Annotated in this window: 22 protein-coding genes; 11 read left to right on the top strand and 11 right to left on the bottom strand. The window is 68.8% G+C overall.

Features of this window, described 5'->3' with window-relative positions; all coding sequences use genetic code 11:
• The first annotated feature begins 37 nt into the window (after nucleotides 1-37).
• On the top strand, nucleotides 38-196 hold the full coding sequence (locus ACORQU_RS05805) for a DUF1328 domain-containing protein (protein WP_271648302.1): 159 nt from the start codon (nucleotides 38-40) through the stop codon (nucleotides 194-196).
• Between the two features lie 16 nt (nucleotides 197-212).
• On the opposite strand, the gene ACORQU_RS05800 is transcribed toward ACORQU_RS05805, so the two are convergent.
• Together ACORQU_RS05800 and ddlA are read right to left on the bottom strand one after the other, a co-directional pair.
• Nucleotides 213-698, bottom strand: coding sequence for a GNAT family N-acetyltransferase (locus ACORQU_RS05800; RefSeq protein WP_491643882.1), 486 nt, complete (start codon nucleotides 696-698; stop codon nucleotides 213-215).
• On the bottom strand, nucleotides 695-1801 hold the full coding sequence (gene ddlA / locus ACORQU_RS05795; protein ID WP_491643881.1) for a D-alanine--D-alanine ligase: 1107 nt from the start codon (nucleotides 1799-1801) through the stop codon (nucleotides 695-697). Before ddlA ends, ACORQU_RS05800 begins: the two co-directional genes overlap by 4 nt.
• A gap of 111 nt (nucleotides 1802-1912) precedes the next feature.
• Here ddlA and ACORQU_RS05790 point away from each other — a divergent pair, with 111 nt between their 5' ends.
• The 3 genes from ACORQU_RS05790 to ACORQU_RS05780 are packed head-to-tail and all read left to right on the top strand — an operon-like array spanning nucleotide 1913 to nucleotide 4831.
• Nucleotides 1913-2542, top strand: coding sequence for a ubiquinone biosynthesis accessory factor UbiJ (locus tag ACORQU_RS05790; protein ID WP_491643880.1), 630 nt, complete (start codon nucleotides 1913-1915; stop codon nucleotides 2540-2542).
• A gap of 11 nt (nucleotides 2543-2553) precedes the next feature.
• The gene (ubiB, locus tag ACORQU_RS05785; RefSeq protein WP_491643879.1) at nucleotides 2554-4221 is read left to right on the top strand and encodes a ubiquinone biosynthesis regulatory protein kinase UbiB; all 1668 of its coding nucleotides are present in this window, start codon (nucleotides 2554-2556) and stop codon (nucleotides 4219-4221) included.
• Between the two features lie 13 nt (nucleotides 4222-4234).
• Nucleotides 4235-4831, top strand: coding sequence for an O-methyltransferase (locus ACORQU_RS05780; RefSeq protein ID WP_491644982.1), 597 nt, complete (start codon nucleotides 4235-4237; stop codon nucleotides 4829-4831).
• A 6-nt stretch (nucleotides 4832-4837) separates the two neighbouring features.
• Here ACORQU_RS05780 and ACORQU_RS05775 read toward each other — a convergent pair whose 3' ends face one another.
• Complete coding sequence (locus tag ACORQU_RS05775) at nucleotides 4838-5290, bottom strand: thioredoxin family protein (protein WP_491643878.1); 453 nt, start codon at nucleotides 5288-5290, stop codon at nucleotides 4838-4840.
• Nucleotides 5291-5431: 141 nt separating this feature from the next.
• Here ACORQU_RS05775 and ACORQU_RS05770 point away from each other — a divergent pair, with 141 nt between their 5' ends.
• Entirely contained in the window at nucleotides 5432-6142 is a 711-nt protein-coding gene (locus ACORQU_RS05770; RefSeq protein ID WP_491643877.1) for a pseudouridine synthase, read from the top strand.
• Nucleotides 6143-6163: 21 nt separating this feature from the next.
• Here the strand turns inward: ACORQU_RS05770 and ACORQU_RS05765 are convergent, their stop codons facing one another.
• Nucleotides 6164-6562, bottom strand: coding sequence for an MAPEG family protein (locus ACORQU_RS05765; RefSeq protein WP_491643876.1), 399 nt, complete (start codon nucleotides 6560-6562; stop codon nucleotides 6164-6166).
• 12 nt (nucleotides 6563-6574) lie between these two features.
• Between ACORQU_RS05765 and ACORQU_RS05760 the strand changes: the two genes are divergently transcribed.
• The gene (locus tag ACORQU_RS05760) at nucleotides 6575-7486 is read left to right on the top strand and encodes a nuclear transport factor 2 family protein (RefSeq protein ID WP_491643875.1); all 912 of its coding nucleotides are present in this window, start codon (nucleotides 6575-6577) and stop codon (nucleotides 7484-7486) included.
• A gap of 121 nt (nucleotides 7487-7607) precedes the next feature.
• On the opposite strand, the gene ACORQU_RS05755 is transcribed toward ACORQU_RS05760, so the two are convergent.
• Both ACORQU_RS05755 and ACORQU_RS05750 read right to left on the bottom strand, forming a co-directional pair.
• Nucleotides 7608-9317, bottom strand: a complete 1710-nt coding sequence (locus ACORQU_RS05755) for a M28 family metallopeptidase (RefSeq protein ID WP_491643874.1) — start codon at nucleotides 9315-9317, stop codon at nucleotides 7608-7610.
• 126 nt (nucleotides 9318-9443) lie between these two features.
• Entirely contained in the window at nucleotides 9444-10115 is a 672-nt protein-coding gene (locus ACORQU_RS05750) for a DUF4097 family beta strand repeat-containing protein (RefSeq protein ID WP_271648311.1), read from the bottom strand.
• A 60-nt stretch (nucleotides 10116-10175) separates the two neighbouring features.
• On the opposite strand from ACORQU_RS05750, the gene ACORQU_RS05745 reads away from it, so the two are divergent.
• Nucleotides 10176-11555: a murein hydrolase activator EnvC family protein gene (locus ACORQU_RS05745; protein WP_491643873.1), complete on the top strand. Its 1380-nt coding sequence runs from the start codon at nucleotides 10176-10178 to the stop codon at nucleotides 11553-11555.
• Between the two features lie 177 nt (nucleotides 11556-11732).
• Nucleotides 11733-13283: a S41 family peptidase gene (locus tag ACORQU_RS05740; RefSeq protein ID WP_491643872.1), complete on the top strand. Its 1551-nt coding sequence runs from the start codon at nucleotides 11733-11735 to the stop codon at nucleotides 13281-13283.
• Nucleotides 13284-13358: 75 nt separating this feature from the next.
• On the opposite strand, the gene ACORQU_RS05735 is transcribed toward ACORQU_RS05740, so the two are convergent.
• The 3 genes from ACORQU_RS05735 to ACORQU_RS05725 form a co-directional block, all read right to left on the bottom strand.
• Nucleotides 13359-14348, bottom strand: coding sequence for a D-2-hydroxyacid dehydrogenase family protein (locus ACORQU_RS05735; protein ID WP_491643871.1), 990 nt, complete (start codon nucleotides 14346-14348; stop codon nucleotides 13359-13361).
• A 5-nt stretch (nucleotides 14349-14353) separates the two neighbouring features.
• Nucleotides 14354-14677 carry a DUF1820 family protein gene (locus tag ACORQU_RS05730; protein ID WP_271648313.1) on the bottom strand — a complete coding sequence of 108 codons (324 nt, stop codon included), beginning with the start codon at nucleotides 14675-14677 and terminating at the stop codon, nucleotides 14354-14356.
• Nucleotides 14678-14739: 62 nt separating this feature from the next.
• Nucleotides 14740-15432 carry a rhomboid family intramembrane serine protease gene (locus ACORQU_RS05725; RefSeq protein ID WP_491643870.1) on the bottom strand — a complete coding sequence of 231 codons (693 nt, stop codon included), beginning with the start codon at nucleotides 15430-15432 and terminating at the stop codon, nucleotides 14740-14742.
• A gap of 221 nt (nucleotides 15433-15653) precedes the next feature.
• On the opposite strand from ACORQU_RS05725, the gene ACORQU_RS05720 reads away from it, so the two are divergent.
• Nucleotides 15654-17003, top strand: a complete 1350-nt coding sequence (locus ACORQU_RS05720; protein WP_491643869.1) for an outer membrane protein transport protein — start codon at nucleotides 15654-15656, stop codon at nucleotides 17001-17003.
• Between the two features lie 75 nt (nucleotides 17004-17078).
• On the opposite strand, the gene ACORQU_RS05715 is transcribed toward ACORQU_RS05720, so the two are convergent.
• Complete coding sequence (locus ACORQU_RS05715; protein ID WP_491643868.1) at nucleotides 17079-18230, bottom strand: GGDEF domain-containing protein; 1152 nt, start codon at nucleotides 18228-18230, stop codon at nucleotides 17079-17081.
• A gap of 99 nt (nucleotides 18231-18329) precedes the next feature.
• Between ACORQU_RS05715 and ACORQU_RS05710 the strand changes: the two genes are divergently transcribed.
• Nucleotides 18330-21887: a PAS domain-containing hybrid sensor histidine kinase/response regulator gene (locus ACORQU_RS05710; protein WP_491643867.1), complete on the top strand. Its 3558-nt coding sequence runs from the start codon at nucleotides 18330-18332 to the stop codon at nucleotides 21885-21887.
• 9 nt (nucleotides 21888-21896) lie between these two features.
• On the opposite strand, the gene ACORQU_RS05705 is transcribed toward ACORQU_RS05710, so the two are convergent.
• Nucleotides 21897-22583 (bottom strand): response regulator transcription factor, encoded by a 687-nt coding sequence (locus ACORQU_RS05705; protein WP_271648317.1) that lies wholly within the window; start codon nucleotides 22581-22583, stop codon nucleotides 21897-21899.
• Between the two features lie 158 nt (nucleotides 22584-22741).
• On the opposite strand from ACORQU_RS05705, the gene ACORQU_RS05700 reads away from it, so the two are divergent.
• Nucleotides 22742-24118, top strand: coding sequence for a DcaP family trimeric outer membrane transporter (locus ACORQU_RS05700; protein ID WP_491643866.1), 1377 nt, complete (start codon nucleotides 22742-22744; stop codon nucleotides 24116-24118).
• Nucleotides 24119-24134 lie beyond the last annotated feature (16 nt).

Below are 24134 nucleotides of genomic sequence, written 5' to 3'. Positions count from 1 at the left end.
TAGAGCCGCGCCGATCCGGCGCGACAGGAGCCACGCCATGCTGCATTACGCCATCGTCTTCTTCGTCATCGCGCTGATCGCCGCGTTCCTGGGCTTCAGTGGCATTGCCGGTGCGGCGTCCAGCGTCGCGTGGATCTGCTTTGTGGTGTTCCTGATCCTGGCGGTGGTGTCGCTGTTCCGCAAAGGCAAGGTATGAGGCGTGGCCAAGGCGCTCACAGCGCGCAAGTGAAGTAACCCACGCGCTTGCCGTTGGGCAGGTCGGCCTGGCCGATCTGTTCGAACCCCAGGCGTCGGTGGAACGCTACCGAGCCGGGGTTGGGCGGTGCGAGATTGATCTCACATGCGAGACGCACCTGCCCGTTCGCACGTGCCTCACGCTTGAGCATCTCGTAGAGTGCGCCGGCCAAGCCGCGTCCTTGCGCATGCACGGCCACGACCACGCGGTCGATGTAGACGAACCGCTCGAAGCGGGCGGAGAGCCAGGCGAAGTTGGGGTTGTCGTATGCCGCATCCTGATCCAGCGCGATCAGCAGCGCCTCGGCATCGCCGCTGGTCCGCGCGGAGCAGGCCTTCTCGATCAAAGAGGCAAATGACGCCGGTTCCAGCCAGGACAGCGCCGCGGCGTGTTGGTTGTTCAACGCCAGCAGCGCGGGCAGGTCGCCCGAGCGGAGCTGGCGTAGCTGTGCCGCCGACGTCATGCGTTCAGTGCCACGCTGCTGTGCAGGGCGGCGTCGGCAGCGTGGCGCTCCAGCGCCAGCTCGATCAGGCGCGTGACCAACTGCGGATAGGTCATGCCGCTGGCCTGCCATAGCTTGGGATACATGCTGATCCGGGTGAAGCCGGGCAGAGTATTGAGCTCATTGATAACCACCTCGCCCTGTGGCGTCAGGAACACATCCACCCGTGCCAGCCCGGCGCAGTCCAATGCCTGGTAGGCACGCAAGGCGATGGCCTGGATGCGGGCCTGGGTGTCGGCGTCCAATTCAGCCGGGACGACGACCTCGGCGCCATCCTCGTTGAGGTACTTGGTGTCGTAGGCGTAGAAGGCATCGTGCACGACGACCTCGCCACACACGCTGGCCTGCGGCGCATCGTTGCCCAGCACAGCACATTCGATCTCGCGCCCGGCGACGGCCGCTTCGACCAGCACCTTGTGGTCGTATCGGAAGGCCTGCGCCAGCGCCGCCGCCAGCCCGGCGGCCTCGGTGACGCGGCTGACGCCGACCGATGAGCCCTGGTTGGCCGGCTTGAAGAACAGCGGCAAGCCCAGGCGCGCGATCAGTGCCTCGGCGTCCAGCGCGGCGGCGCTGCGCCGGGTCAGGCATTCGAACGGGGCCACCTGCAGGCCGGCATCGCGCAACAAGCGCTTGGCCACATCCTTGTCCATCGCCACTGCCGAGCCAAGCACGCCGGAGCCGACGAAGGGCAGATTGGCCACGCGCAACAGGCCCTGAAACGCGCCGTCCTCGCCCAGGGTGCCGTGGACAATGTTGAACACCACGTCGACCTGGGCCAGCGCGGCGCCCGCCTCGACCGGCTGCAGCTGCAGCCGTGGGGCGCCGGGAATCAAGGCCACGCCCTGGCCGCCGGGTTGCAGCGCGATGCGCTTGGGGTCATGGGCGTGCTGCAGCCAGGCCTGCGGATCGCACAGGTGCCATTGGCCCTGTTTGTCGATGCCGATCAGCACCGGCTCGAAGCGCGTGGTGTCCAGGGCCTCGACGATGTTGCGCGCCGACTGCAGCGAGACCTCGTGTTCGGCCGATCTGCCGCCGAAGAGAATGCCCACGCGTGTCTTGCCCATCGCACCGTCCATCCACTGTTGCCCTCGAGGGCGCAAAGCATGACCCGTCACGCGGCCGCTTGCCCACCCGAAGATGCGGGCGCAGCGCATGGCCCGGTTAGAATGCCCGCCATGTCGCCGCCCCCTTTCGATGCCCTCAAGCCGCTGGCTGGCCGTGCGCTGGAAACCGCGCTCAACCGCGCCATCGCGCTGGACCCGGACACCCGCGATGCGCTGGCCCCGCTGGCCGGGCGGCGGATCGCCATCGCCCTGGCCTCGCCGCCGCTGGCGCTGGAGATCGCGGTGGAGGCCCAGCGCCTGCACGTGGGCCCGGTCGATGCCACCAGCGAGCCCGACCTGGCCGTGCGCAGCACCCTGGGCGGCCTGCTGGGACAACTGCCGTTCCTGCGTCGCGATGACGCCGCGCCGGTGGGCAAGCTGCGGGTCTCCGGCGATGCCGAACTGGCGCGCCGGCTGCAGACCCTGGCCACGCGCTTCGATCCGGACTGGGACCTGCCCTTCGTCACTGTCTTCGGCCAGGTGCTGGGCGTGCAGGTCGCCAGCGCGGTGCGCGCGACCCTGCTGAAGCTGCGCGACACCGGAGGCGAGCTGGCCACCAGCGCGGCCGAGTACGTCACCGAGGAATCGCGCGACGTGGTCGCCCGCGCCGAGCTGGAGGCCTTCTGCGACGACGTGGACATCGCGCGCGACGACGTGGAGCGACTGGCCGCGCGCGTGGCCCGACTGGCGCTGCGCGCATGATGTGGCCGGGCATGAAGAGCTGGCGCGCGGCCCTGCGCGCCAACAAGATTGGCCGCGTGCTGATCCGCTACCGCCTGGACGCGCTGCTGGACGACACCCCGGCCGGTCCGTGGCTCAAGCTGGCGCGGCCGTTCGTGCCACGCGCGCGCGACGACGTGGCCGCGATGAGCCGTGGCGCGCGCTTGCGCATGGTGCTGCAGGAGTTGGGGCCGATCTTCGTCAAGTTCGGGCAGATCCTCTCCACCCGCCGCGACCTGATCCCGCCGGACGTGGCCGAGGAACTGACCCTGCTGCAGGACCGGGTCAAGCCGTTCGACGGACTCAAGGCCCAGGCCATCGTCGAGCAGGCCCTGGGCATGCCGATCGACGCGGCGTTCGCGCACTTCGACACCACGCCGCTGGCCTCGGCCTCGATCGCCCAGGTGCACGCGGCCACGCTGCACGATGGGCGCCAGGTGGTGGTCAAGGTGCTGCGCCCGGAGATCGAGGCGCAGATCGCCGGCGACATCGCCTTGCTCAAGTCCGGCGCGGCCCTGGTCGACTACGCACACCCGTCCGCCGACAAGATCCGCCCGAAGGAGATCGTCGCCGAGATCGAGACCACCCTGGCCGCCGAGCTGGACCTGCAGCGTGAGGGCGCCAACGCCAGCGTGATGCGCCGGTTCTGGAAGGATTCGCCGGACCTGTATGTGCCGGAGATCATCTGGAGCCACACCGCCGAGCGCGCGCTGACCATGGAGCGGGTCAGCGGCATCCCCTCCGACGACATCGCCGCGCTGGACGCGGCCGGCATCGACCGCAAAGCCCTGGCGGCCAAAGGCGTGCGGGTGTTCTACACCCAGGTATTCCGCGACAACTTCTTCCACGCCGATGCGCACGCCGGCAACATCTGGGTCGATCCGGACCCGGCGCGCAAGGACAACCCGCGCTTCATCGCGCTGGATTTCGGCATCGTCGGACAGCTCTCACAGCAGGACCAGTACTACCTGGCCGAGAACTTCATGGCCATCTTCAACAAGGATTACCGGCGCATTGCCGAGCTGCACGTGGAGGCCGGCTGGATGCCCGCCACCGTGCGCATCGACGAGCTGGAGGCCGCCGCGCGCGCGGTGTGCGAGCCGTACTTCACCCGGCCGCTGAGCGAGATCTCGCTGGCCCAGGTCTTGATCAAGTTGTTCCGCACCGCGCAGAAGTACGAGTTGACCCTGCAGCCGCAGCTGATCCTGCTGCAGAAGACCCTGCTCAACATCGAGGGCGTGGGCCGCCAGCTGGACCCGCAGCTGGACATCTGGGCGGTGGCCAAGCCGGTGCTCGAGCGCATCCTGATCCGCCGCTACAGCCCCATGCGTGCGGTGCACGAGCTGCGCAAGCGTCTGCCGGAGATCATGACCCACGCCCCGGACATGCCGCGCCTGGTGCACAGCTGGCTCAGGCAGCAGGTGGAAGGCAAGCACGAGCTGGCGATGCGCTCCAAGGACCTGGCCGAACTCAACCTCACCCTGCAGCGCCTGCAACGCCGGGTGGTGACCGCCATCGGCGGCGCCGGCCTGCTGGTGGTGGCCGCGGTGCTGCACGCCTTCGGCGTGGGCGGCCCGAGCCTGTGGGGCGTGCCGCTGTGGACCTGGTTCACCGGCGCGGCCGGCACCCTGGCGCTGCTCTCAGCGTGGCTGCGGCGCTGAAAATGCAATGACGATGTCCGGCGCCGCGTCGCTGCAGGCCCTGAAGGCTGAGCTGTTCGCTCACGGCGAACGCAACGACGCCGTGCAGCAGGCGCGTGACGCACGGATGCTCAATATCACGCCTGACACCGGCGAGTTCCTGGCGGTGTTGGTACGTGCCACGGATGCGCGCCGGGTGCTGGAAATCGGCACATCCAACGGTTATTCGACGCTGTGGCTGGCCGAGGCGGCCGCTGCACTCAGCGGGCGGGTCACCACGCTGGAATTCGCGCCCGATAAATGGCAGCTGGCACAGGCCACGTTCGCGCGCAGCGGTCTGGCCAAGACGATCACCTCGGTGCAGGGCGATGCCGGTGACTGGCTGGCATCGGCGCAGGAGGCGTCGGCCGACTTGGTGTTCCTCGATGCCGACCGCAGTCGTTATCTGGCCTGGTGGTCGAACCTGCGCCGGATCTTGAGGCCCGGCGGCACGCTGGTGGTGGACAACGCGATCTCACACGCCGCCGAGCTGGCGGCGTTCGAGGCCACGCTGCGCGCGGATGCGGCCTTCACCTGCGCGCTCCTTCCGGTGGGCAAGGGCGAACTGGTCTCCGTGCGTGCGCCGGGCTGAGTGTCCTCAGCCGCCCTTGGCGACCTTGCTGAAGAAGTCGTAGATGCCTTCGTCACTCATCTTGCGCGCGTTGGCCAGTTCGCCCAGCTTGGTGGTGTAGACGACCTTGCCTTCCGGCGAGACCACCACCGCGGCGGGGATGCCCTTCTCGATCGGGTTGCCGTAGGCGTTGGCGACATCCAGGTTGTGGTCCCAGTTGCCCACGTCGACCTTGACCACCTCGAAGTGCTGCTTGACCAGCGCGGCGTTCTTCTCGCTGTGCAGGGACTTGTCCAGCGCCCGGCAGTCGCCGCACCAGTTGGCGCCGAAGATCAGCAGGGTCGGTTTGTGCGCCTGCTTGGCGGCGGCCAGCGCGTGGGCGACATCGGCCTTGGCGTTGGCCGCGGGATCGTAGGGCAGCTCGGCGGACAGCGCCGGCAGGGCAACCATCAGCAGCAACAGGGGCAGCAGTCGCTTCATCGTGGGGATCTCGTCGGGGTGAGTCCCTGATCGTCGGGACGGGGAGGGGCCGCGTCAACCTGTCGGTGTGCCGGTGGCGCAACGCCGTGTCCCGCCGCGCGAACCGCGATACTAAGCGGCCCGTCCGTCATCCATGCCGCCATGTCTGCCGCTCCGCCCATTCCCGTGCTCTACCTGGACGACCAACTGGCCGTGGTCGACAAGCCGGCCGGGCTGATGGTCCACGACAGCGGGCTGGCGCGCGGGGAGGATCAGTTCCTGGCCGATCTGCTGCGCGAGCAGCTGGGCCGGCCGATCTTCCTGATCCACCGCCTGGACCGGGCCACCAGCGGCTGCCTGCTGGTCGCCTTCGACCGTGACACGGCATCACTGCTGGGCCAGGTCTTCATGTCCCGCGAGGTGGAGAAGGACTACCTGGCCGTGTGCCGTGGCTGGCCGGAGGACCGGTTCACCATCGACCATGCCCTGGATGGCGGCCCGGGCAAACCGGCCAAGAAGCCCGCGCTCACCGACTTCGTGCGCCTGGCCACCGGGGAACTGGACGTGCCCTCAGGCGGCTTTGAGACCTCGCGGTATGCGCTGCTGCGCTGCCGGCCGCAGACCGGACGCTTCCGCCAGATCCGCCGCCACTTGAAGCACGCGTTCCATCACCTGATCGGCGACACCAGTCATGGCGAAGGGCGCCACAACCGCGCCTTCCGCATGCGCGGCGTGCATCGCATGCTGCTGCACGCGCGGCGGCTGGCGTTCCTGCATCCGGGCCGCGGCGTACGCATCGAGGCGCTGGCGCCGCTGGATGCCGAGTTCATCAAGGCCTTGGACCTGTTCGGCTGGGATCACGACCTGCGCTAGGACGCGACTGCGCTGAGCGATTCACCCCACGCGCAGCGCCGCCAGCACCATCAACGCCAGGGTGCAGCCGAGGCCGACGAACCACACCCCGCTACGCAGGCTGGCCAGGTTGGCGACGTAGGCCACGCCGTGGGCGATGCGCGACACCAGGATCAGCAGCGCCAGCGTTGCGACCGTGGCCGCACCAACGCCTGCCGAATGCGCCATCAGCACACCGGCAGCGAACAGCGGGAAGGCTTCAAAACCGTTGAGCTGAGCCGCATGCGCACGCTGCGAACGCGGGTTGACCTGCTGCGCCTGCCAGGCACGTGGATTGTGGTTGTCGTAGCGTCCGCCGGCGCTGGCCTTGGCGACCGTGGTCCAGATGTAAGGGAGTAGCGCGACGATCAGCACGCACCAGTAGGCAATCGCATAGGACATGGGAGGCGTTCCGTGGAGGAAGGCGCGCAGCTTAGCGTCTGCCGTCGCTACCGGCGCCAGGACATGACGTTTGGCCGATTCCTGGTGTGTGGATTGGGCGCAGGCTGTTCGTACGCCTTCTTTCGAGCATCGACCATGCATGTCATTGGACGCATCATGCTGCTGACGGCGTTTGCACTGTGCACGGCCTATGCACGTGCAGCCACACCGGCCAACGCGGCTGCCGACCTGGCAGCGGTCAGTCAGGCGGATGCGGCATTCTGGGAGGCTTATAACCGCTGCGATTTTGTGTCGATGGGGGCGTTGCTGACGCCTGACGTCGAGTTCTGGCACGACAAGACCGGCTTGACCCGCACACGTGAAGCAGTGGTCCAGTCCCTGGCAGCAGGGCCCTGCGGTACGCCGGGCATGCATTTGCGGCGCGAGGCGGTGGCTGGAAGTGTGCGGCTCTATCCGCTGGCAGATGTCGGCGTGCTGATCACCGGCGAGCATCATTTCCTGGTGACCCGCCCCCCGCAACCTGAGCGCCTTGATGGTTCTGCGCGGTTTTCTTCAGTGTGGACGCGCGGCCCTGACCTGCGATGGCGCATGCACCGCATCATCAGCTTTGATCATCAGGCCGCTGTATACCGGGCGACCGACCAAGCGCTGTCGTTGCAGGCTGGGCAACTGCAGCCTCTGGTGGGGCAGTACGACACCCGTACTGCAGGTCCTGTCCAGATCACGGTCGAGGAGTCGCATCTGTTGCTGACCGCGGGTGAGTTCCGTTTGCCGCTGTATGCAGCATCGCCACGGCGCTTCTTCGCACGCGAGCGGGACTTGCAGGTGGTCTTTGACGGCGTCGGCGATGCCCCGCCGTCGCATCTTGAGGTGGTCGAGGCCGGGGTGGTCAGCGACCGCGGGCCGCGCATGCCGCCACCATGATGTGGATAGCCCGCAGCCGCTGAGGCCCGGGGCTACTCGACCGGGCTTGCGATCCCCAAAAAGCACAGGCCCGCGATCTGCGAGCCTGTGCTTGAACGTATGGCAACACCGGATCAGGCGTTTACTTTCCTTTGGCCGGCGCGTTCATCATCGTGTCGCGCGCGGCCTTGAACGCATTGCCGTCATACCAGTTCGGCCATTGGCCGTCGCTGGCCAGCGTCTTGCCGACCCCGTAGAGCAGATCCAGGTCCTGCACGGTGCCGTCCAGCTTCCAGGTCGCCGGGTCGTATTGATCGGCGGGCGAGTGATAGCGATGTTCGCCGTAGTCCTTGGCATAGGCCTCGCCGGCGGCCTTGCCGCCCTCGACCAGGTCCTCGCCACCATCGGCATACAACGCCGGCACGCCGGCCTTGGCGAAGTTGAAGTGGTCCGAGCGGAAGTAGAAGCCGCTCTGCGGCGAGGACTCGGCATGCAGCGTGCGGCCTTGCGCCTCGGCCAGTGGCTTGAGCAGGTCCTCCAACTGCGAGGCGCCCATGCCGGTCACGGTCAGGTCCCGGGCCTTGCCGGCCACCGACATGGCATCGATGTTGATCACCCCTGCGATCTTGTTGAGCGGGAAGGTCGGATGGGCGACGTAATACTTGGAGCCCAGCAGGCCCGATTCCTCCAGCGTCACCGCCAGGAACACCACCGAACGCTTGGGCTTGGGGCCCTGATGGGCGAACGCATCGGCCACTTCCAGGATGCCGGCCACGCCGGTCGCGTTGTCGACCGCTCCGTTGTAGATGTTGTCGCCCGGCTCGCCCTCATGCTTGCCCAGGTGGTCCCAGTGCGCCATGTACAGCACGGCCTCGTCCGGCGTCTCGCTCCCGGGCAGCACGCCGACCACGTTGTGCGAGGTCTTGCGCGTGGTCGTGCTCTTCAGCTCGAAGGAGACGGTGGCCTTCAGCGGTGCGGGCTTGAAGCCGGGCTTGGAGGCGTCCTTGTAGGCCTGGTCCAGGTCCAGGCCGGCCTTGGCGAACAGGTCACGGGCCACGTCCTGGGTGATCCAGCCCTGCGCGGGCACGCGCGGCTCGGGGTCATCCTCGGCCGGCAGGTCGTATTGCGCGCCGGACCAGGAATGCTTGACCACATCCCAGCCGTAGCTGGCGCCGGGGGTGTCGTGGATGATGATCGCCGCGTCGGCGCCCTTGCGCGCGGCCTCCTCGAACTTGTAGGTCCAGCGCCCGTAGTAGGTCATCTTGTCGCCGTCGAACAACGCCTGGTCCTGCGTATGGAAGCCCGGGTCGTTGACGAACATCACCACGGTCTTGCCGTGCCAGTCGTCGTTGCCGGCGTAATCGTTCCACTGGCGCTCGGGCGCATCCACGCCGTAGCCGACGAACACCAGCTCGCTGTCCTTGATGCTGATGTCCTGCTTGCCGGTGCGCGTGCCGATCACCATCTGGCTGCCGAAGGCCAGGGTGCGCGTGCTGCCGTCGGCCTCGGTGATGGTCAGGGTGGTGCCCGGGTCGGCCGTGGTCTCGACCATGGGGACTTCCTGGGTCCAGCTTTCGCCGTTGCCAGGCTTCAGGCCGATGCGCTGCATCTGCTCGGTGATGTAGGCCACCGTCTTGTCTTCGCCCGGCGTGCCCGGGCCGCGGCCCTCGAAGTCATCGGAGGCCAGTGTCTTGACCAGCTCGCCAAAGTCCTCGGCGTTGATCTGCGGCGAAAACGCGTGCGCCTGGCCTTGATCCGACGGCGGCGTGGTGGTCGTTGGCTTGGGGGCGTCGGGCTTGCAGGCGCACAGGGCGCTCAGCGTGACCAGACCCAGCAACAGCTTGCGGGACATGCGGGTTCCTTGCAGGTGGCGTTAAGGAACCCGGGATTCTAGCCACGTGCCGGCGGGTGCACGCGCCGGCCGGCTGTCGGTTTGGACAGGTGCGACGGTCTGTCGCGCCTGTTCCCACGCTTGGGCTCAGTCCTCCGGCGCGGTGTTGCCACTGTAGGACTGCGCGGTAGCGCCGGTGACCTTGCCGATCCTGGCGCTGCTGTGCACGTAGAGCTTGACCGGTCGCTCGAACACCAGCGGTCCGTCGACCACCGCGTTGGGACCGATGACCACGCGCGGCTCGGAGGTGCGCTTGGACGACCAGCCGTGGTTCTTCTCGATCTTGATCCCGCCGTGCACGTGCGAGCCGACGCCGACCGTCAGGTCGCCATTGACCATCCCGATATCTTCACCGACCTCGGTGCCGACCAGCCCGATGGCGCCGTTGACGTTCTCCAGGCCCTTGCGCACCTTGCTGCCCTGGTCGAGGAAGATGCTGCCGTTGACCGTCTCGATGCCGCCTTCCACGCGCGCCTCGCGGCCCAGGCGGATGCTGCCGTTGACCGTCTCCAGGTCGGCGGTGGTGATCTTGTCGCCGCCCTTGATCGAGCCGTTGACGGTGCCGGCGTCGGCGGTGGTGGCGCCATCTTCGATGGAGATGCTGCCGTTGACGGTCTGCAAATCACCATAGGTCTGCCCGGACTGCGCGGTGATGCTGCCCATGACCTTGTCGATGGACTGCTGGGCGGTGGCGTTGCCGGTGGCCAGCAGCAAGGCCAGGGCCAAGGGGGCCAGGAGGGGGCGGAAGGCGAGGGTCATGGGACGGACTCCGTTGGGTGGATTGCCTGGTGGGATGCACGGCGGGGGCGCAGGGTTTAAATGTCTCCCCACGGGCATGCGGGCCGTTGTGTCGACGGTCGCTACAATCGGGCGCCTGTTCCGTTCGAAGACCTTGCCGTGCCCCAGTCTCCCTCTTCCGGTCCTCTTGCGCACTTGGCCTCGCTGGGACTGCTGGTCCTGGCGGCGTGCGCATGGACGCCGGCGTGGGCCCAGAGCCAGCACGAAGCGCAGAAGAAGCTCGAGACCGTGCGCAAGGAGCTCAAGTCCATCGCCGCCGAGCGACGCGACCTGGAAGGCAAGCGCGGCGCGGCCTCGCGCGAGCTGCGCGCCGCCGACGAGCAGGTCGGCAAGAGCAGCCGCGCCCTGGCCCAGACCCAGGCGGCGCTCAAGGCGCAGGCCGCCGCGCTGGCCGATCTGCAGGCCAAGCGCGCGGACATGCAGCAGCACTTGGCCGGCGAGCGCAAGGAGCTGTCCGAACTGGTCCGCGCCGCCTACATGACCGGCAGCAACGCCCCGTTGAAGGTGCTGCTGTCCCAGGACACGGTGGCCGACGCCAATCGCGCCATGGTCTACCACCGCTACGTGCAGGGCGATGTCGCCCGGCGCATCGACGGGCTGACCGGCCAACTGGACGACCTGCGCGCGCTGGAACAGGAGATCCAGGCGCGCACCGCCGAACTGGAAGCCACGCGCGCGCGCCAGCAGGGCCAGGTGGTCCAGCTCAAGCGCGATCGCGGCGAACAGGCCAAGCTGGTCGCCCAGCTGGATGCGCAATACGAAGACCGGGCAGACCGGGCCGAGGCCCTGGGCCGCGATGCCAAGTCGCTGGAAACCCTGCTCGCCAACCTGCGCGCCGCCGCCGCGCGCGCAGCGGCCGAACGGCGCGCCGCCGCAGAACGCGCCCGCCGCGAGCAGGCGGCACGCGAAGCCGCCGCCGCCAAGGCCCGCGCCGAAGCCCTGGCCGAAGGGCGACCGGCGCCGCCGCCCAAGCCCGAGCCGGCGCCCCCGCCCAAGGTGGCGACCGCACCGGCGCTCAAGGTGGGTGGCCTGGGCTGGCCGGCCTCGGGCAACCTGCTGGCGCGTTTCGGAGGGCAGCTGCCGGACGGGCGGACCAGCCAGGGCGTGCTGATCGGCGCGCCGGTGGGCAGCACGGTCACCGCCGTGGCCGATGGCACAGTGGTGTTCTCCGAGTGGATGACCGGCTACGGCTTGATCCTGATCATCGACCATGGCAACGGCTACATGAGCCTGTACGCCCACAACGAGGCGCTGCTGCGCGACGCGGGCGATGTGGTGAAGAAGGGCGATGCGGTGGCCAAGGTCGGCAGCTCGGGGGGCTGGGGCACGCCGGCGCTGTACTTCGAGCTGCGCAAGGGGGGCTCGCCGGTGGATCCGAGCAGTTGGCTGCAGCGCCGCTGATGTTTCATCGCTTGTGAAGCTGCTTCGGTGGGAGCCACCGTGGCGGCGATGGGGCTTTGCCGGTCAGGCTTTTCGCCGCCATGGCGGCTCCCACAAACGCTACACAACGGGCGCTTAGCCCGGCTTCGCGCATAATCCCATGTGTTTCGAACCCCACGATCCATCCGGAGTAACCGCATGCGCGTGTCCTTGTTGCTGACGTCCCTGCTGCTGGCCATCGCGCCGGCCCTGGCCCAGGAGGCCGCGCCCCAGGCGCAGGACACCCCGCAACAGGCGCCGGCCGCGGCCCCGGCCGACCCGCAGTCCGACACCCCGACCGACCCGGACGCCGATGCCCCGCAGGTCGGTTCCAGCGATGACCCCGATGCGGCCGAATCCACCCCGGCCGATGTGCCGCTGGATGAGATCCGTCGCTTCGTGGCGGTCTTCAACGCGGTCAAGCAGGCCTACGTGGAGCCAGTGGACGACCAGAAGCTGATGCACTCGGCCATCCGTGGTCTGCTGCTGGACCTGGACCCGCACAGCGCCTACTTGGACAAGGAGGACGCCGAGAATTTCGACGAGCAGGCCAACGGCGCCTACGACGGCATCGGTGTGGAACTGCTCGCCCAGCCCGATGGCACCCTGCAGGTGGTCTCGCCCATCGACGGCACCCCGGCCGCGCGCGCCGGCCTGCAGTCGGGAGATGTGATCATCGCCATCGACGGCAAGCCGCTGACCGGCATGGAGGATTCCATGGACCCGCTGCGCGGCAAGGTCGGCACCCAGGTCACCCTGACCATCGTGCGCGAGAAGACACCCAAGCCCTTCGACAAGACCCTGACCCGGGAAACCATCCGGGTGACCAGCGTGCGCTCGCGCCTGCTCGAGCCGGGCTATGGCTACATCCGCATCAGCGCCTTCCAGGCCGACACCGGTGCCGACTTCCAGAAGGCGGTCGACGGGCTCAAGGCCAAGGGCCCGCTCAAGGGCGTGGTGCTGGACCTGCGCAGCAATCCCGGCGGCCTGCTGACCAGCGCGGTGCAGGTGGCCGACGACCTGCTGGAGTCCGGCACCATCGTCACCACCAAGGGCCGCATCGCGGTCAGCGACGCCGAGTTCGATGCCACCCCGGGCGATCGCCTGGCCGGCGTGCCCGTCGTGGCGCTGGTGGACGCCGGATCGGCCAGCGCGGCCGAAGTGTTGGCCGGCGCGCTGCGCGACAACAAGCGCGTGCGCATCATCGGCAGCCGGACCTTTGGCAAGGGCTCGGTGCAGACCGTGCTGCCGCTGGACAACGGCGACTCGGTCAAGCTCACGACGGCGCGCTATTACACGCCCAGCGGCAAGTCGATCCAGGCCACTGGCATCGTGCCGGACGTGGTCCTGCATCCCGACGCGCCGGCCGACAAGGACCTGCCGCCGGCGTTGAGCGACTACAGCGAGGCGACGCTGCCGGGCCACCTGCGTGGCGATCAGGAAGGTGCCGAGGGCTACAGCGCCGGCGAGGTGCTCAACGGCGACAAGCCGATCGAACAGGCGCTGGCCGAGCTGAAGCATCCGGGCTCGGTTGCCGCTGCGCAGAAGGCCGCCGCCAAGGCCGCGGCGAGCCAGCCCAAGCCTGCGGCGAAGCGTGACGCCGCGACCAAGCCTGCCTCCGCGCCGGTCAAGCCTGCCGCAGCCACGCCCACCGCGCCGGCGAGCAATGCGGCCCCGGAACCGGAAGCCGCGACGCCGCCGTCCAACTGACCCGTGGGAGCCGCCATGGCGGCGATCGGGCGTTATCGGGAAAGCTTCATCGCCGCCGTGGCGGCTCCCACGCGCTCAGCGTGGCGACGGAAGTACTTCCGGATTGACCAGGTTGCGCGGGGTGCCCGCGGCGAAGGCACGGACGTTGTCCAGCGCCGTGCCCAGGTACAGCGCGTAGCTGTCCTGCTCGACATAGCCCAGGTGCGGCATCGCCAGTACGCGCGGGTGGGTGAGCAGCGGTTCGTTCGAGGGTGCGGCCGGCTCGTGTTCGAATACATCCAGCGCGGCCAGGCCGGGGCGGCCGGCGTTTAACCCGTCCAGCAGCGCACCTGGCGCCATCAGCTCAGCACGGCTGGTGTTGACCATCAGCGCATCGGGCTTCATCAACCCCAGCAGGGCGGCGTTGACTTGATGGCGCGTCGCGGCGACCAGGCGGCGATGCAGGCTGAGCACGTCGCTGCGGGCGAACAGGTCCTCCACCGAGGCGGCGACCTCGAAACCGTCGGCCCGCGCGGCAGCGCGCGCTGCTTCGCCGCCCCAGACCAGCACCTGCATGCCAAACGCGCGTCCGTAGCCGGCGACACGCTGGCCGATCTTGCCGTAGCTCCAGATGCCCAGCGTGCGGCCGTGCAGGGTGCGCCCTAGCGTGGCATCGCCGGTGTCCTGCCAGCGGCCGGCCTGCAGCGCGGCCCCATAAGCGGGCAGGCGACGCATCGCCGCCATGACCAAGGCCCAGGTCAGCTCGGCGGGCGCGATGGGTGAGCCGCTGCCTTCGACCACGGCCACGCCGCGGGCGGTGCAGGCGGCGACATCGACATGCGCCCCAATCTTGCCGGTCTGACTGACCAGGCGCAGCTGCGGCAGGCGTTCGAGCAGGGCGGCGTCGATACAGGTGCGCTCGCGGATCAACACCAGCGCCTGTGCATCACCCAGCGCTTCGACGCGGGCATCGAGGTCGTCGGGAAGGGTGCCAAACACCCGCACCTCCAGGCCCTGGTGATGGATCGCCAGCGCCGGCAGCGCGGCGCTGGCGCGCTGGTAGTCGTCGGGAATGACGACGCGCATCGGGCTCAGCGCGGCTTGGCCGGCATCGGGAAGGGGGTGACGACCTTCTCGCCGCTGGCCGCATCGCGGATGGCGCTGGTGCCCTTTTTCTCCACTTCCTCCACGCGCACGATGCTCTGCATCGGCAGGTGCAGCACGCGGGTGTTGCCGAACTCCTCACGCAGGCGCTCTTCGGTCGGGTCGACCACCAGCCCGTCATGCACGTCGAAGACCAGCTCGCCCACCTCGGTGAAGCCCCACAGCGCATTGGAGGAGGCCACCTGCCGGGCGTACAGCTCGTACACCTTGCCGTGATTGAGGAAGGTCACCTTGTAGAGCGGCTTGGACATGGGACAAAACGCAACGGAGAGAGGGAATGTGAAATGGGGGCGCGGGGCAAGGATTCCAGCGGTCAGTAGCCATGGCGTCGGCGCATGCGTCGGGCGATGGCGGTACGGACGATCAGGGCGAACACGATGCCGAACACGAACCCGGCCAGGTGCGCCGACCAGGCGACGGTGCCGAAGGCCGGCCCGATATAGGCGAACACGACCTGCAGCACGGCCCAGACCCCGATCAGCAGGGCGGCCGGCGCCTTGACGAACTGCAGGAACAGCCCCAGCGGCACCACCACGCCCAGCTTGGCGCCGGGGAACAGCGCCAAGTACGCCCCGATCACCGCCGAGACCGCGCCGCTGGCGCCGATGATCGCCCGGTCCGGGGTCCCGATCACCAGCACCGCGGCCAGGTTGGACACCGCCCCGCCCAGCAGGAACAACAGCAGGAAGCGCCACGGCCCCATCGCCCGCTCGGCCGGCAGGCCAAAGATGAGCAGGAACACCAGGTTGCCTAGCAGATGGGCCCAGTCCGCATGCAGGAACAGCGCGGTGAACAGGCGCAGCACCGAGCCGTCCAGCAGCGCCGCGTGCCATTCGTCCGGGCTGTCCAGGCCCCCGGTCAGGGCCCCCCACTGCAGCACCAGGCTGCGGTAAAGCCCCGGTGGCCGGGTGATCGCCCACAGGAAGGCCACCCACAGCAGGGCGAACAGGGTCGGCGTGGCCCAGCGCAGGGACGGCTTGCGGCGTGAGGGGGTGGCGACGAACACAGTGTGCGGCAGTGTGGCGGCGGGAGTGCGGAAACGAGATGAAACGCTCCGAATCCGACTAAAATCTAATCCTAACGTTAGGGTTCTGTTATCTCTGCCCGGTATACTGGCATACGGCGTCGTATGTCGGGAGGGCTTCCGGCGCGAAGGACGCAGCTGCGGCTGCGTCCGTCGCGACGACGTCGGCAGTTCCACTATCTGTCTTTCCGGAGATCATCCACATGCTGTCTTCCGCTTCTTTGTTCCGTTTCTCGCTGCTGGCCGCCGGCGTCGCAGGTGTCCTGTTCAGTGGCCATGCCCATGCTGCCGCGTTCCAGCTGAAGGAAAACAGCGCCAAGGCCCAGGGCCGCGCATTCGCCGGCTCGGCCAGCGCCCCCGGCGACATCGCCGTGGTGGTGAACAACCCCGCCGCGATGCGCCTGCTCGACGGCCGCCAGTTCTCGGTGGGCGTCAGCGCTATCAGCTTCTCGGCCGATTTCGACGGCGAAGGCCGCTACGTGGGCCCGACCGGCCCGGGCACCGGCGCCCAGATCAGCGGCGGCAACGGTGGTGATGCCGGCACCATCGCGGCGGTTCCGGCGCTGTACTTCGCCACTCCGCTGGGTGACAAGATGCACCTGGGTGCCTCGCTCACCGTGCCCTACGGCTTCAAGACCGAGTACGACCGTGACTGGATCGGCCGCTACCAGGGCATCAAGACCGAGCTGCAGGCGATCGACGCCGGTCTCTCGTTCTCCTATGACGTCAATCCGTGGGTGTCCTTCGGTGCGTCGGTGTTCGCCGAGCGCCTGGACGTGGACCTGAGCAATGCCATCGACTTCGGCACGGCGCTCTACGCCCAGGGCGTCCCCGGCTTCGCCCCGGGCAGCCAGGACGGCTACTCGCGCATCAAGGGCAACAACACCGAAGTGGGCTTCACCCTGGGCGGCTTGTTCAGCGTCGACGAGCACACCCACATCGGCCTGACCTACCGCTCGCAGGTCGACCACAAGATCGATGACGGCAAGGCCTACTTCGACGTGCCGGCCGCCGCCAAGGCCGTGCTGGGCGTGGCTGCGCCCGGTCAGTACGTGGACACCTCCGGCAAGGCCAAGATCATCATGCCGGCCACCGCCACGGCCAGCTTCACCCACGACATCAACGACCAGTGGACGGTGATGGCGGACGTGACGCGCACGGCGTGGAGCAAGTTCGACACGGTGACCGTCGATTTCGGCTCGGCCCAGCCGGACAGCGAGCTGGAGTTCAACTACCGCGACACCACCTTCGTCTCCATCGGTACCGACTACCGCATGAGCGATACGCTGACCCTGCGTGGCGGCCTGGCTTACGACCAGACCCCGACCACCACCCAGTATCGCGATGTGCGCGTGCCCGACCAGACCCGCAAGTGGCTCTCGCTGGGCCTGACCTGGACCCCGTCCGAGCGCACCGAGTGGAATGTGGGCTATACCCACCTGTTCGTCAGCGATGCGGACGTGTCCGGTTACTCGGTCACGGCCAGCTCGATCAACGGCTCGTTCGACGTCGGCGGCGACATCCTCGCCGGTTCGATGACCTACAAGTTCTGATCGGCCGGCTGGCCCTGCGGCCAGCCTCGTGGTTCCGAAAGACCCCGCCTCACGGCGGGGTCTTTGTTTTGGGCGTCAATCCGGCAGGCGCAGTTCGACGCGGTTGCGTCCGCCGTGCTTGGCCGCGTACATGGCCTGGTCGGCCAGGTCCATCAGGCGCGACACCGGGATCGGGCGCGCGGCGAAGGCCACGCCCACGCTGACTCCCACGTGCACGTCGTGGGGCAGGGCCAGGCGCTCGGTGGCGCGGCGGATGCGTTCGCCCAGGTCCAGCGCATCGGCCTGCTCCAGCCCGGCGGTGACCACTACGAATTCCTCCCCACCGGTGCGCGCGAACAGGTCGTCGTGGCGAATGCAATGGCGGACCGAATCGCAGAACGCCTGCAGGACCTTGTCTCCGACCTGGTGTCCGTGTGCGTCGTTGATCGCCTTGAAGCGGTCCAGGTCCAGGGCCAGCACCGCCAACCCGCCGACCTGGTGCGGCTTGCCTTGCGCGCGTCGTTCGACCAATCCCTGTTGCAGGCCGCGGCGGTTGAGCGCGCCGGTCAACGGATCGAGCAGGGCGCTGCGGCGCAGGACACTGGCGGCGTGGAAGCTGCTCAGCGTCAGCATGCAGAAGTTGAGCATGAACCACAGCGCCAGATCGCTGTCGACCCACGCCACGTCCAAACCGAACCGGCCCTGCAGCCAGCTCGGCAGGGCAGTGCTGTAGATGCCGATCAACAGGATGCAGCCGGCCATCATCAGCCGGGCCGGGACGCGGTCGGGCGCCTCGCGCAGCGTCCGCAGCTGCCAGATCATGATGCACAGCGAAACGACCTCGACCGCGCTGAGCGCGATGCCCTGGCCGTATTCGGTGCCGTCGAGCCCCCAGGCCGCCAGCGCTGGCAGCATGGCCACCGGCAGCCAGGTCAGTTCCCAACGATGGAGCGAGCGCTGCTGCACGAACATGGTCAGCGCAATGGCGATGCCGGCCATGCCCGCGCAGGCCAGGGCGGCGCCCAGATTCACCGACAGCGTCACCCCCAGGGGCGCGCCGCGCCCACGCAGGATCTCGGCCAGCACATCGATGCAGTTGGTACCCACCGTGTAGGCCAGATGGGCCGCGCCCCAGGCGCGGATGCCATGCAGGTTGCGCGAGACCCGTGAGACGTAGGCGAACAGGAACAGCAGCACCACGGCCAGGGCCGTGTCGCTGAGCAGGCTGAACTGGATCTCTCGGGTCATGCCGCCTTGCCTTGGGCCATGCGTGATGGGTCCAAAGCATGACGCAAAGAACGTGCCAGCCTGGTCATGCAGGCACCGCGCGTCGCTGGCGGGGCTACCATGCGCGGCTTGTCGGGGCGAAGGGGAAGACGGGTGCTGCTGCAGGGCTGGCTGTTGTTGCTGGTGTCGCTGGGCTATCTGGGCGTGCTGTTCTGCGTGGCCTGGTACGGCGATCGCCATGCCGTGTATCCCAGCCGCGCCTGGCTGCGGCCGGTGGTCTACAGCCTGGCGCTGGGCGTGTACTGCACGGCCTGGACCTTCTACGCCTCGGTCGGCAGCGTGGTCACCAGCGGTTGGTACTACCTGACCATCTACGTCGGGCCGATCCTGCTGCTGCTGTTCGGCCATGGCCTCTATGCGCGCCTGCTGCGTCTGGCGCGTGCCCACAACGTCACTTCCATCGCCGACTTCATCGGCGCGCGCTACAGCAAGAGTGCCGGGCTGGCGATGCTGGTGACCTTCGTGGCGCTGGTGGCGATGCTGCCCTACGTGGCCCTGCAGTACCGCGCGGTGGCCTTTTCGGTGCGTGCGCTGTTGGGACCACCGCCGGAAAACCTGCCGGCCTGGGCCGGCGATACCTCGCTGTATGCGGCCCTGGTGCTGGCGCTGTTCGCCGCGCTGTTCGGCACGCGCAAGGTCGATGCCACCGAACATCACCAGGGCCTGATGCTGGCCGTGGCACTGGAATCGCTGGTCAAGCTGGTGGCGTTCGGCGTGGTGGCTTGGCTCGCCTGGAAGGTGCTGCCGACGCTGGACCAGGCGCAGCTGCGCGCGCGCGATCTGCCGCTGGACCGGCAGCAGTGGCTGGCGCCGGAGTTCTGGCTGCAGGGGCTGCTGGCCGCACTGGGGTTCTTCTGCCTGCCGCGGCAGTTCCAGGTGGGGGTGATCGAATGCGCAGACCCGCGCGACCTGCGCTGGGGGCGTTGGGTGATGATCGCCTACCTGGCGCTGTTTGCCGTCCTGGTGCTGCCCATCGCGGTGGCCGCCACCCAGGTGCTGCGCCCGACCGCGATGCCCACCGATGCCCTGGTGCTGTGGCTGACCCAGGTCGAGGGCGGGCGCGGGATCACGCTGGTGGCCTACCTGGGCGGTCTGGCCGCGGCCAGTGGCATGGTCCTGGTGGTCAGCGTGGCCACCGCCACCATGGTCAGCAACGAGCTGGTCATGCCCCTGCTCTCGCGGGTGCGCGCGCTGGGCCTGGAGCAGCGGGAGGATCTGAGCCGCATCGTGCTGTGGATCCGGCGCATCACCATCGGCTGCATCGCCCTGGGCGCCTACGCCTATGCGCGCAGTCAGGTGGGGCAGGAAAGTCTGGCGACGCTGGGGTTCATCTCGATGGTGGCCGTGGTCCAGATCGCACCGGCCCTGCTGGGCGGCCTGTGGTCGCGCCGGCCGACCCGGCTGGCGGCCGCGGCCGGGCTGGTGGTGGGGATGGCGCTATGGGCCTACACCCTGTTCCTGCCCAGCATGGTGGCCGGCACCGGCATTGGCCAGGACTGGCTCCAGCATGGGCCGTTCGGGCTGGCGCTGCTGCGGCCGCAGGCGCTGCTGGTGGGGACCGGGCTGGACCCGATCACCCACGGATTGCTGTGGTCGCTGGGCGCCAACCTGCTGGTCTATGTGGGCCTGAGCCGGCTGCGTGCGCCGCAGCTGCACGAGCGCTTGTGGGCCGATGCGTTCTTGGCGCGTGATACGGGCGAGGCGGCCCAGCCTTCGCGCGAGCGCCTGCCGTCCTCGGTGCGGGTGGTGGACCTGGAAGCGCTGATGGCGCGCATCGTGGGCAATGAAGCCTCCACGCGCGCGCTGGACGAATACCGCCAGCGCGCCGACCAACCGCTGCCACCGGGCGCCCCGGCCGATCGTGGCCTGCTGCAGCACGTCGAACGCACCCTGGCCGGTGCGCTGGGCACGCGTACCGCGCGGGTCGTGCTGGCCAGTGCCCTGCATCGCACCGGCATGCAGATCGAGCAGGTCATGGGCCTGCTGGATGTCACCGGCCAGGAGCTGCGCGCCAGCCGCCGGCTGCTCGAAGCGATGATGGAAAACGTCAGCCATGGCATCTCGGTGGCCGATGCCGATCGCCGCCTGGCGGCATGGAACCGTCGCTACCAGGAGCTGTTCGATTACCCACCCGGCATGCTCTACGTAGGCCGCCCGATCGCCGACCTGATCCGCTACAACGTCGAGCGCGGCGAACTGGGAGCGCTGACACCCGAGCAGATCGACGCGCAGATCCGCAAGCGCGAATCACACATGGCCAGCGGCTCGGCCTATCGCGCCCAGCGCATGCGCCGCAACGGGCAGGTGCTCGAATCGCGCGGAATGCCGATGCCCGGTGGCGGCTATGTCACCACCTTCACCGACGTCACCGACTACAAGCGGGTCGAAAGCGAGCTGCGCGCGCTGACCGGCAACCTGGAAGCGCGCGTGGCCGAGCGCACCGCCGAACTGGAGCAGGCCCTGGAGGCGCAGCGCCGGGCCAAGCAGGAGGCGCAAGTGGCCAACGTCTCCAAGAACCGCCTCCTCGCCGCGGCCAGCCACGACCTGCTGCAGCCGATGAACGCCGCGCGCCTGTTCGTCTCGGCCTTGCGCGACCATCCCGGCCTGGACGCACAGGCCGCCAGCCTGGCCGAGCGCGTGGACGCCTCGTTGCGCGCGGCCGAGGACCTGCTCGACAGTCTGCTGGGCCTCTCGCGCCTGGAATCCGGTGCGCTGACCCCGGACGTGCGCGCCTTCGCCCTGCAGCCGTTCCTGGAGGCGCTGGCCGAACAGTTCGCGCCGCTGGCCGCGCGTCGCGGCCTACAGTTCCGCGTGCACGCGCCGCCGGGGCTGGTGGTGTCCAGCGACCGCAAGCTGCTCCTGCGCGTGGCCCAGAACCTGATCGGCAACGCGCTGCGCTATACCGCCCGCGGCGGCGTGCTGGTCGGCGTGCGCCGTCGCGGCGATGGCCTGCAGCTGCTGGTGGCCGACACCGGCCCGGGCATCGCCCAGGAACTGCATGCGCGGATCTTCGAGGAGTTCAGCCGGGTCGAGCAGGCCAGTCCCTGGGGCGAGAAGGGCATGGGCCTGGGCCTGAACATCTGCGTGCGCATCGCGCGGCTGCTGGAGGCGCCCTTGACCCTGCGCAGCACGCCGGGACGCGGCAGCGTGTTCGCCCTGGGCCTGCGGTTGGCCACCGTGGCGGCGCCGCGCGCCGATGCGCGCAACGAGGCGGCCCCGCGCGGGCGCCTGGCCGGTCTGCGCGTGCTGTGCCTGGACAACGATCCTGAGATCCTGCACGGCATGCAGGCGCTGCTGGAGCGCTGGGGCGTGCAGGTGCAGGTCGCGCAGGACGTGGAGCAGGCGCAAGAAGTGCTGCGGTGCGTGCAGGTCGACGCGATCCTGGCCGACTACCAGCTCGACGACGGCCAAACCTCGCTGGACGCCTTGCCCCGGCTCGCCGCCCTCAGCACCGCGCCGGTGGCGATCATCGCGGCCGATCCAGGCGAGGCGGTGGAACGCGACACCGAGCAGCGCGGCATCCCGCTGCTGCGCAAGCCGGTCAAGCCGGCGATGCTGCGCGCGTGGCTGGCCGCCTTGCCGCGCCGCGCGGGCGAGGACGCCCAGGCGCCGGCCTGAGGCGTGCGGTCAGTCCTCGTCGCCGTCCTGCGGGACGGGCGGGGGCGAGGCCGGATCGGACGCCAGGCGATGCATCAGCATCACCGCCTGGGTGCGGGTGCCGACATCGAGCTTGCGCAGGATCGCGCTGACATGGACCTTCACCGTGGTCGGCGCCAGGCCCATTTCCCAGGCGATCTGCTTGTTGAGCAGGCCCTGGCAGACCATGCCCAGCACCCGGAACTGCTGCGGGGTCAGCTCGGACACCCGACGGGCCAGCGCGGTTTCCTCCGCATCGGCGCAGGGCGCGGCGGTGATGCCCGGCGGCAGCCACTCGTCGCCGGCGAGCAAGGCGTCGAGCGCCTCGTCCAGGACCGACAGGTTGGCCGACTTGGGAATGAATCCGGCCGCGCCCAGGGCCATCGCGCGCTGGATGGTGCCCTGATCCTCGCGTGCCGACACGATCACCACCGGCAGCTGCGGGCGCACGCCGCGCAGGTGGGCCAGCGCGCTGAAGCCGTGTGCCCCGGGGATGTCCAGGTCGAGCAGCAGCAGCTCCGCACCCGGATGCGCCTCGACCAGCGCCATCAGGGTTTCCACGCTGTCGGCCTCGTCCACGCGCGCGTGCGGCATCACCCGTTCGATGGCCCGCACCAGCGCCTCGCGGAACAGCGGATGGTCGTCGGCGATCAGCAGTTGCGTGGGCGTGGGATGCATGCGAGGCGTCGGGGGCGAGCGGGCGGCACTGTAGCGCGAGTGGCGTGCAGGCGCTGCCGCGCTACTTCCAATGGCGTATGGCCTCCTCCGGCCCCGCTGCCTAGCCTCTCCCCACCGCCGCCACCGGCGGAACACCGTCATTCGGGGAGAGGAAACCGATGAATATCAAACCAGTCCGTACCCAGGGGCTGCGCCGGCAGCGCCTGGCGCTGGCCGTGTTGTCCAGCCTGGCCGTCGCGCCGATGGCCCATGCGCAGAGCAATACCGAGGCCGAGCTGCGCGCGCGCATGAGCCAGATGGAAACGATGATGCAGGAGATGAAGACCGAGCTGGACGCGCTCAAGGCCGAGAAGGCCGCCGCGGCCGCCACGCCTGCGCCGACCGCCACCGCGGCGCAGCTGGACGGCATGGGCAAGTCCAAGTCGTCCATCCAGTCCACCACCATCGTGCCCAAGGGCGACGGGGCGACCTTCAGCTATGGCGGCTTCGTGCGCGCCGAGGCCATCTACACCAAGACGCCCGATGGCGAGATCGCCGAGAACAGCCTGGGCCGCCGCCAGTACGCGCCCAGCTCCATCCCGATCGGCGGCGATGGCGAAGGCATCGATCTGAACACCACCGCGCAGCACTCGCGCTTCTGGTTCACCCTGGACAACACCACGGCCAACGGCGACAAGGTCAAGGGTCATATCGAGATGGACTTCGGCACCGATCTCAACGGCAACCAGTCCAGCACCAACAGCTACACCCCACGTCTGCGCCATGCCTACGTGAGCTGGAACAACTGGTTGGCCGGCCAGACCTGGTCCAACTTCCAGGATCCCTCGGTGCTGCCCGAAGCCGGCCCGATCCTCGGCCCGACCGAGGGCACGGTGTTCGTGCGCCAGGTCCAGTTGCGCTACACCCGCGGGCCGTGGGTCTTCAGTATCGAAAATCCGGAAACCATCCTGGGGCCCTACCAGGGCGGCAGCCGCATCAGCAGCGACGACAACAACATCCCGGACGTCACCGCGCGCTACACCGCCAAGGGGAGCGACGGTCAGTTCAGCGTTGCCGGCATCGTGCGCCAGCTGCGTTACCAGACCCTGGCCGGCAGCACCAACGCGACCGGCTACGGCGTGAGCGCCTCAGGCAAGATGGCCCTGGGCAAGAACGACGCGATCATGGGCATGCTCACCGCCGGCAAGGGCATTGGCCGCTACCTCGGCTACTCGCTCAATCCCGACGGCACCCTGGATGCCAGCGGCGACATCGACGCCCAGGGCGTGGTGGCCGGCTTCGTCGGCTGGCGGCATGGCTTCAGCCCCAAGCTGCGCAGCAACGTCTACTACTCGATGGCCAGCTACGACAACGACGTGGACATCACCGGCCTGGCAATCAACAAGTCCTCGCGCTCGGCCCACGCCAACCTAATCTATTCGCCGGTCAGCAACGTGGACATCGGCAGTGAGCTGATCTGGGGCCGGCGCGAGATCGAGTCGGGCGATTCCGGCGAGCTCTACCGCATCCACTCGTTCGTCAAATACAGCTTCTGATCGACTGCCCGCGCCG

This window comes from Pseudoxanthomonas sp. JC1303 (assembly GCF_058448525.1).
The sequence above is the reverse complement of the archived record's forward strand: the minus strand, read 5'-3'. Positions and strand labels throughout refer to the sequence as shown.

Bases quoted from the DNA above. Each gene is read 5' to 3' on its own strand.
- ubiB (WP_491643879.1), top strand. From the start codon at position 2,554: ATGAAGAGCTGGCGCGCGGCCCTGCGCGCCAACAAGATTGGCCGCGTG.
- ACORQU_RS05780 (WP_491644982.1), top strand. From the start codon at position 4,235: ATGTCCGGCGCCGCGTCGCTGCAGGCCCTGAAGGCTGAGCTGTTCGCT.
- ACORQU_RS05715 (WP_491643868.1), bottom strand. From the start codon at position 18,230: ATGACCCGAGAGATCCAGTTCAGCCTGCTCAGCGACACGGCCCTGGCC.
- ACORQU_RS05700 (WP_491643866.1), top strand. From the start codon at position 22,742: ATGAATATCAAACCAGTCCGTACCCAGGGGCTGCGCCGGCAGCGCCTG.
- ACORQU_RS05720 (WP_491643869.1), top strand. From the start codon at position 15,654: ATGCTGTCTTCCGCTTCTTTGTTCCGTTTCTCGCTGCTGGCCGCCGGC.
- ACORQU_RS05740 (WP_491643872.1), top strand. From the start codon at position 11,733: ATGCGCGTGTCCTTGTTGCTGACGTCCCTGCTGCTGGCCATCGCGCCG.
- ACORQU_RS05750 (WP_271648311.1), bottom strand. From the start codon at position 10,115: ATGACCCTCGCCTTCCGCCCCCTCCTGGCCCCCTTGGCCCTGGCCTTG.
- ACORQU_RS05755 (WP_491643874.1), bottom strand. From the start codon at position 9,317: ATGTCCCGCAAGCTGTTGCTGGGTCTGGTCACGCTGAGCGCCCTGTGC.
- ACORQU_RS05730 (WP_271648313.1), bottom strand. From the start codon at position 14,677: ATGTCCAAGCCGCTCTACAAGGTGACCTTCCTCAATCACGGCAAGGTG.
- ddlA (WP_491643881.1), bottom strand. From the start codon at position 1,801: ATGGGCAAGACACGCGTGGGCATTCTCTTCGGCGGCAGATCGGCCGAA.
- ACORQU_RS05765 (WP_491643876.1), bottom strand. From the start codon at position 6,562: ATGTCCTATGCGATTGCCTACTGGTGCGTGCTGATCGTCGCGCTACTC.
- ACORQU_RS05775 (WP_491643878.1), bottom strand. From the start codon at position 5,290: ATGAAGCGACTGCTGCCCCTGTTGCTGCTGATGGTTGCCCTGCCGGCG.
- ACORQU_RS05800 (WP_491643882.1), bottom strand. From the start codon at position 698: ATGACGTCGGCGGCACAGCTACGCCAGCTCCGCTCGGGCGACCTGCCC.
- ACORQU_RS05705 (WP_271648317.1), bottom strand. From the start codon at position 22,583: ATGCATCCCACGCCCACGCAACTGCTGATCGCCGACGACCATCCGCTG.
- ACORQU_RS05790 (WP_491643880.1), top strand. From the start codon at position 1,913: ATGTCGCCGCCCCCTTTCGATGCCCTCAAGCCGCTGGCTGGCCGTGCG.
- ACORQU_RS05770 (WP_491643877.1), top strand. From the start codon at position 5,432: ATGTCTGCCGCTCCGCCCATTCCCGTGCTCTACCTGGACGACCAACTG.
- ACORQU_RS05745 (WP_491643873.1), top strand. From the start codon at position 10,176: ATGTCTCCCCACGGGCATGCGGGCCGTTGTGTCGACGGTCGCTACAAT.
- ACORQU_RS05735 (WP_491643871.1), bottom strand. From the start codon at position 14,348: ATGCGCGTCGTCATTCCCGACGACTACCAGCGCGCCAGCGCCGCGCTG.
- ACORQU_RS05710 (WP_491643867.1), top strand. From the start codon at position 18,330: ATGCGCGGCTTGTCGGGGCGAAGGGGAAGACGGGTGCTGCTGCAGGGC.
- ACORQU_RS05805 (WP_271648302.1), top strand. From the start codon at position 38: ATGCTGCATTACGCCATCGTCTTCTTCGTCATCGCGCTGATCGCCGCG.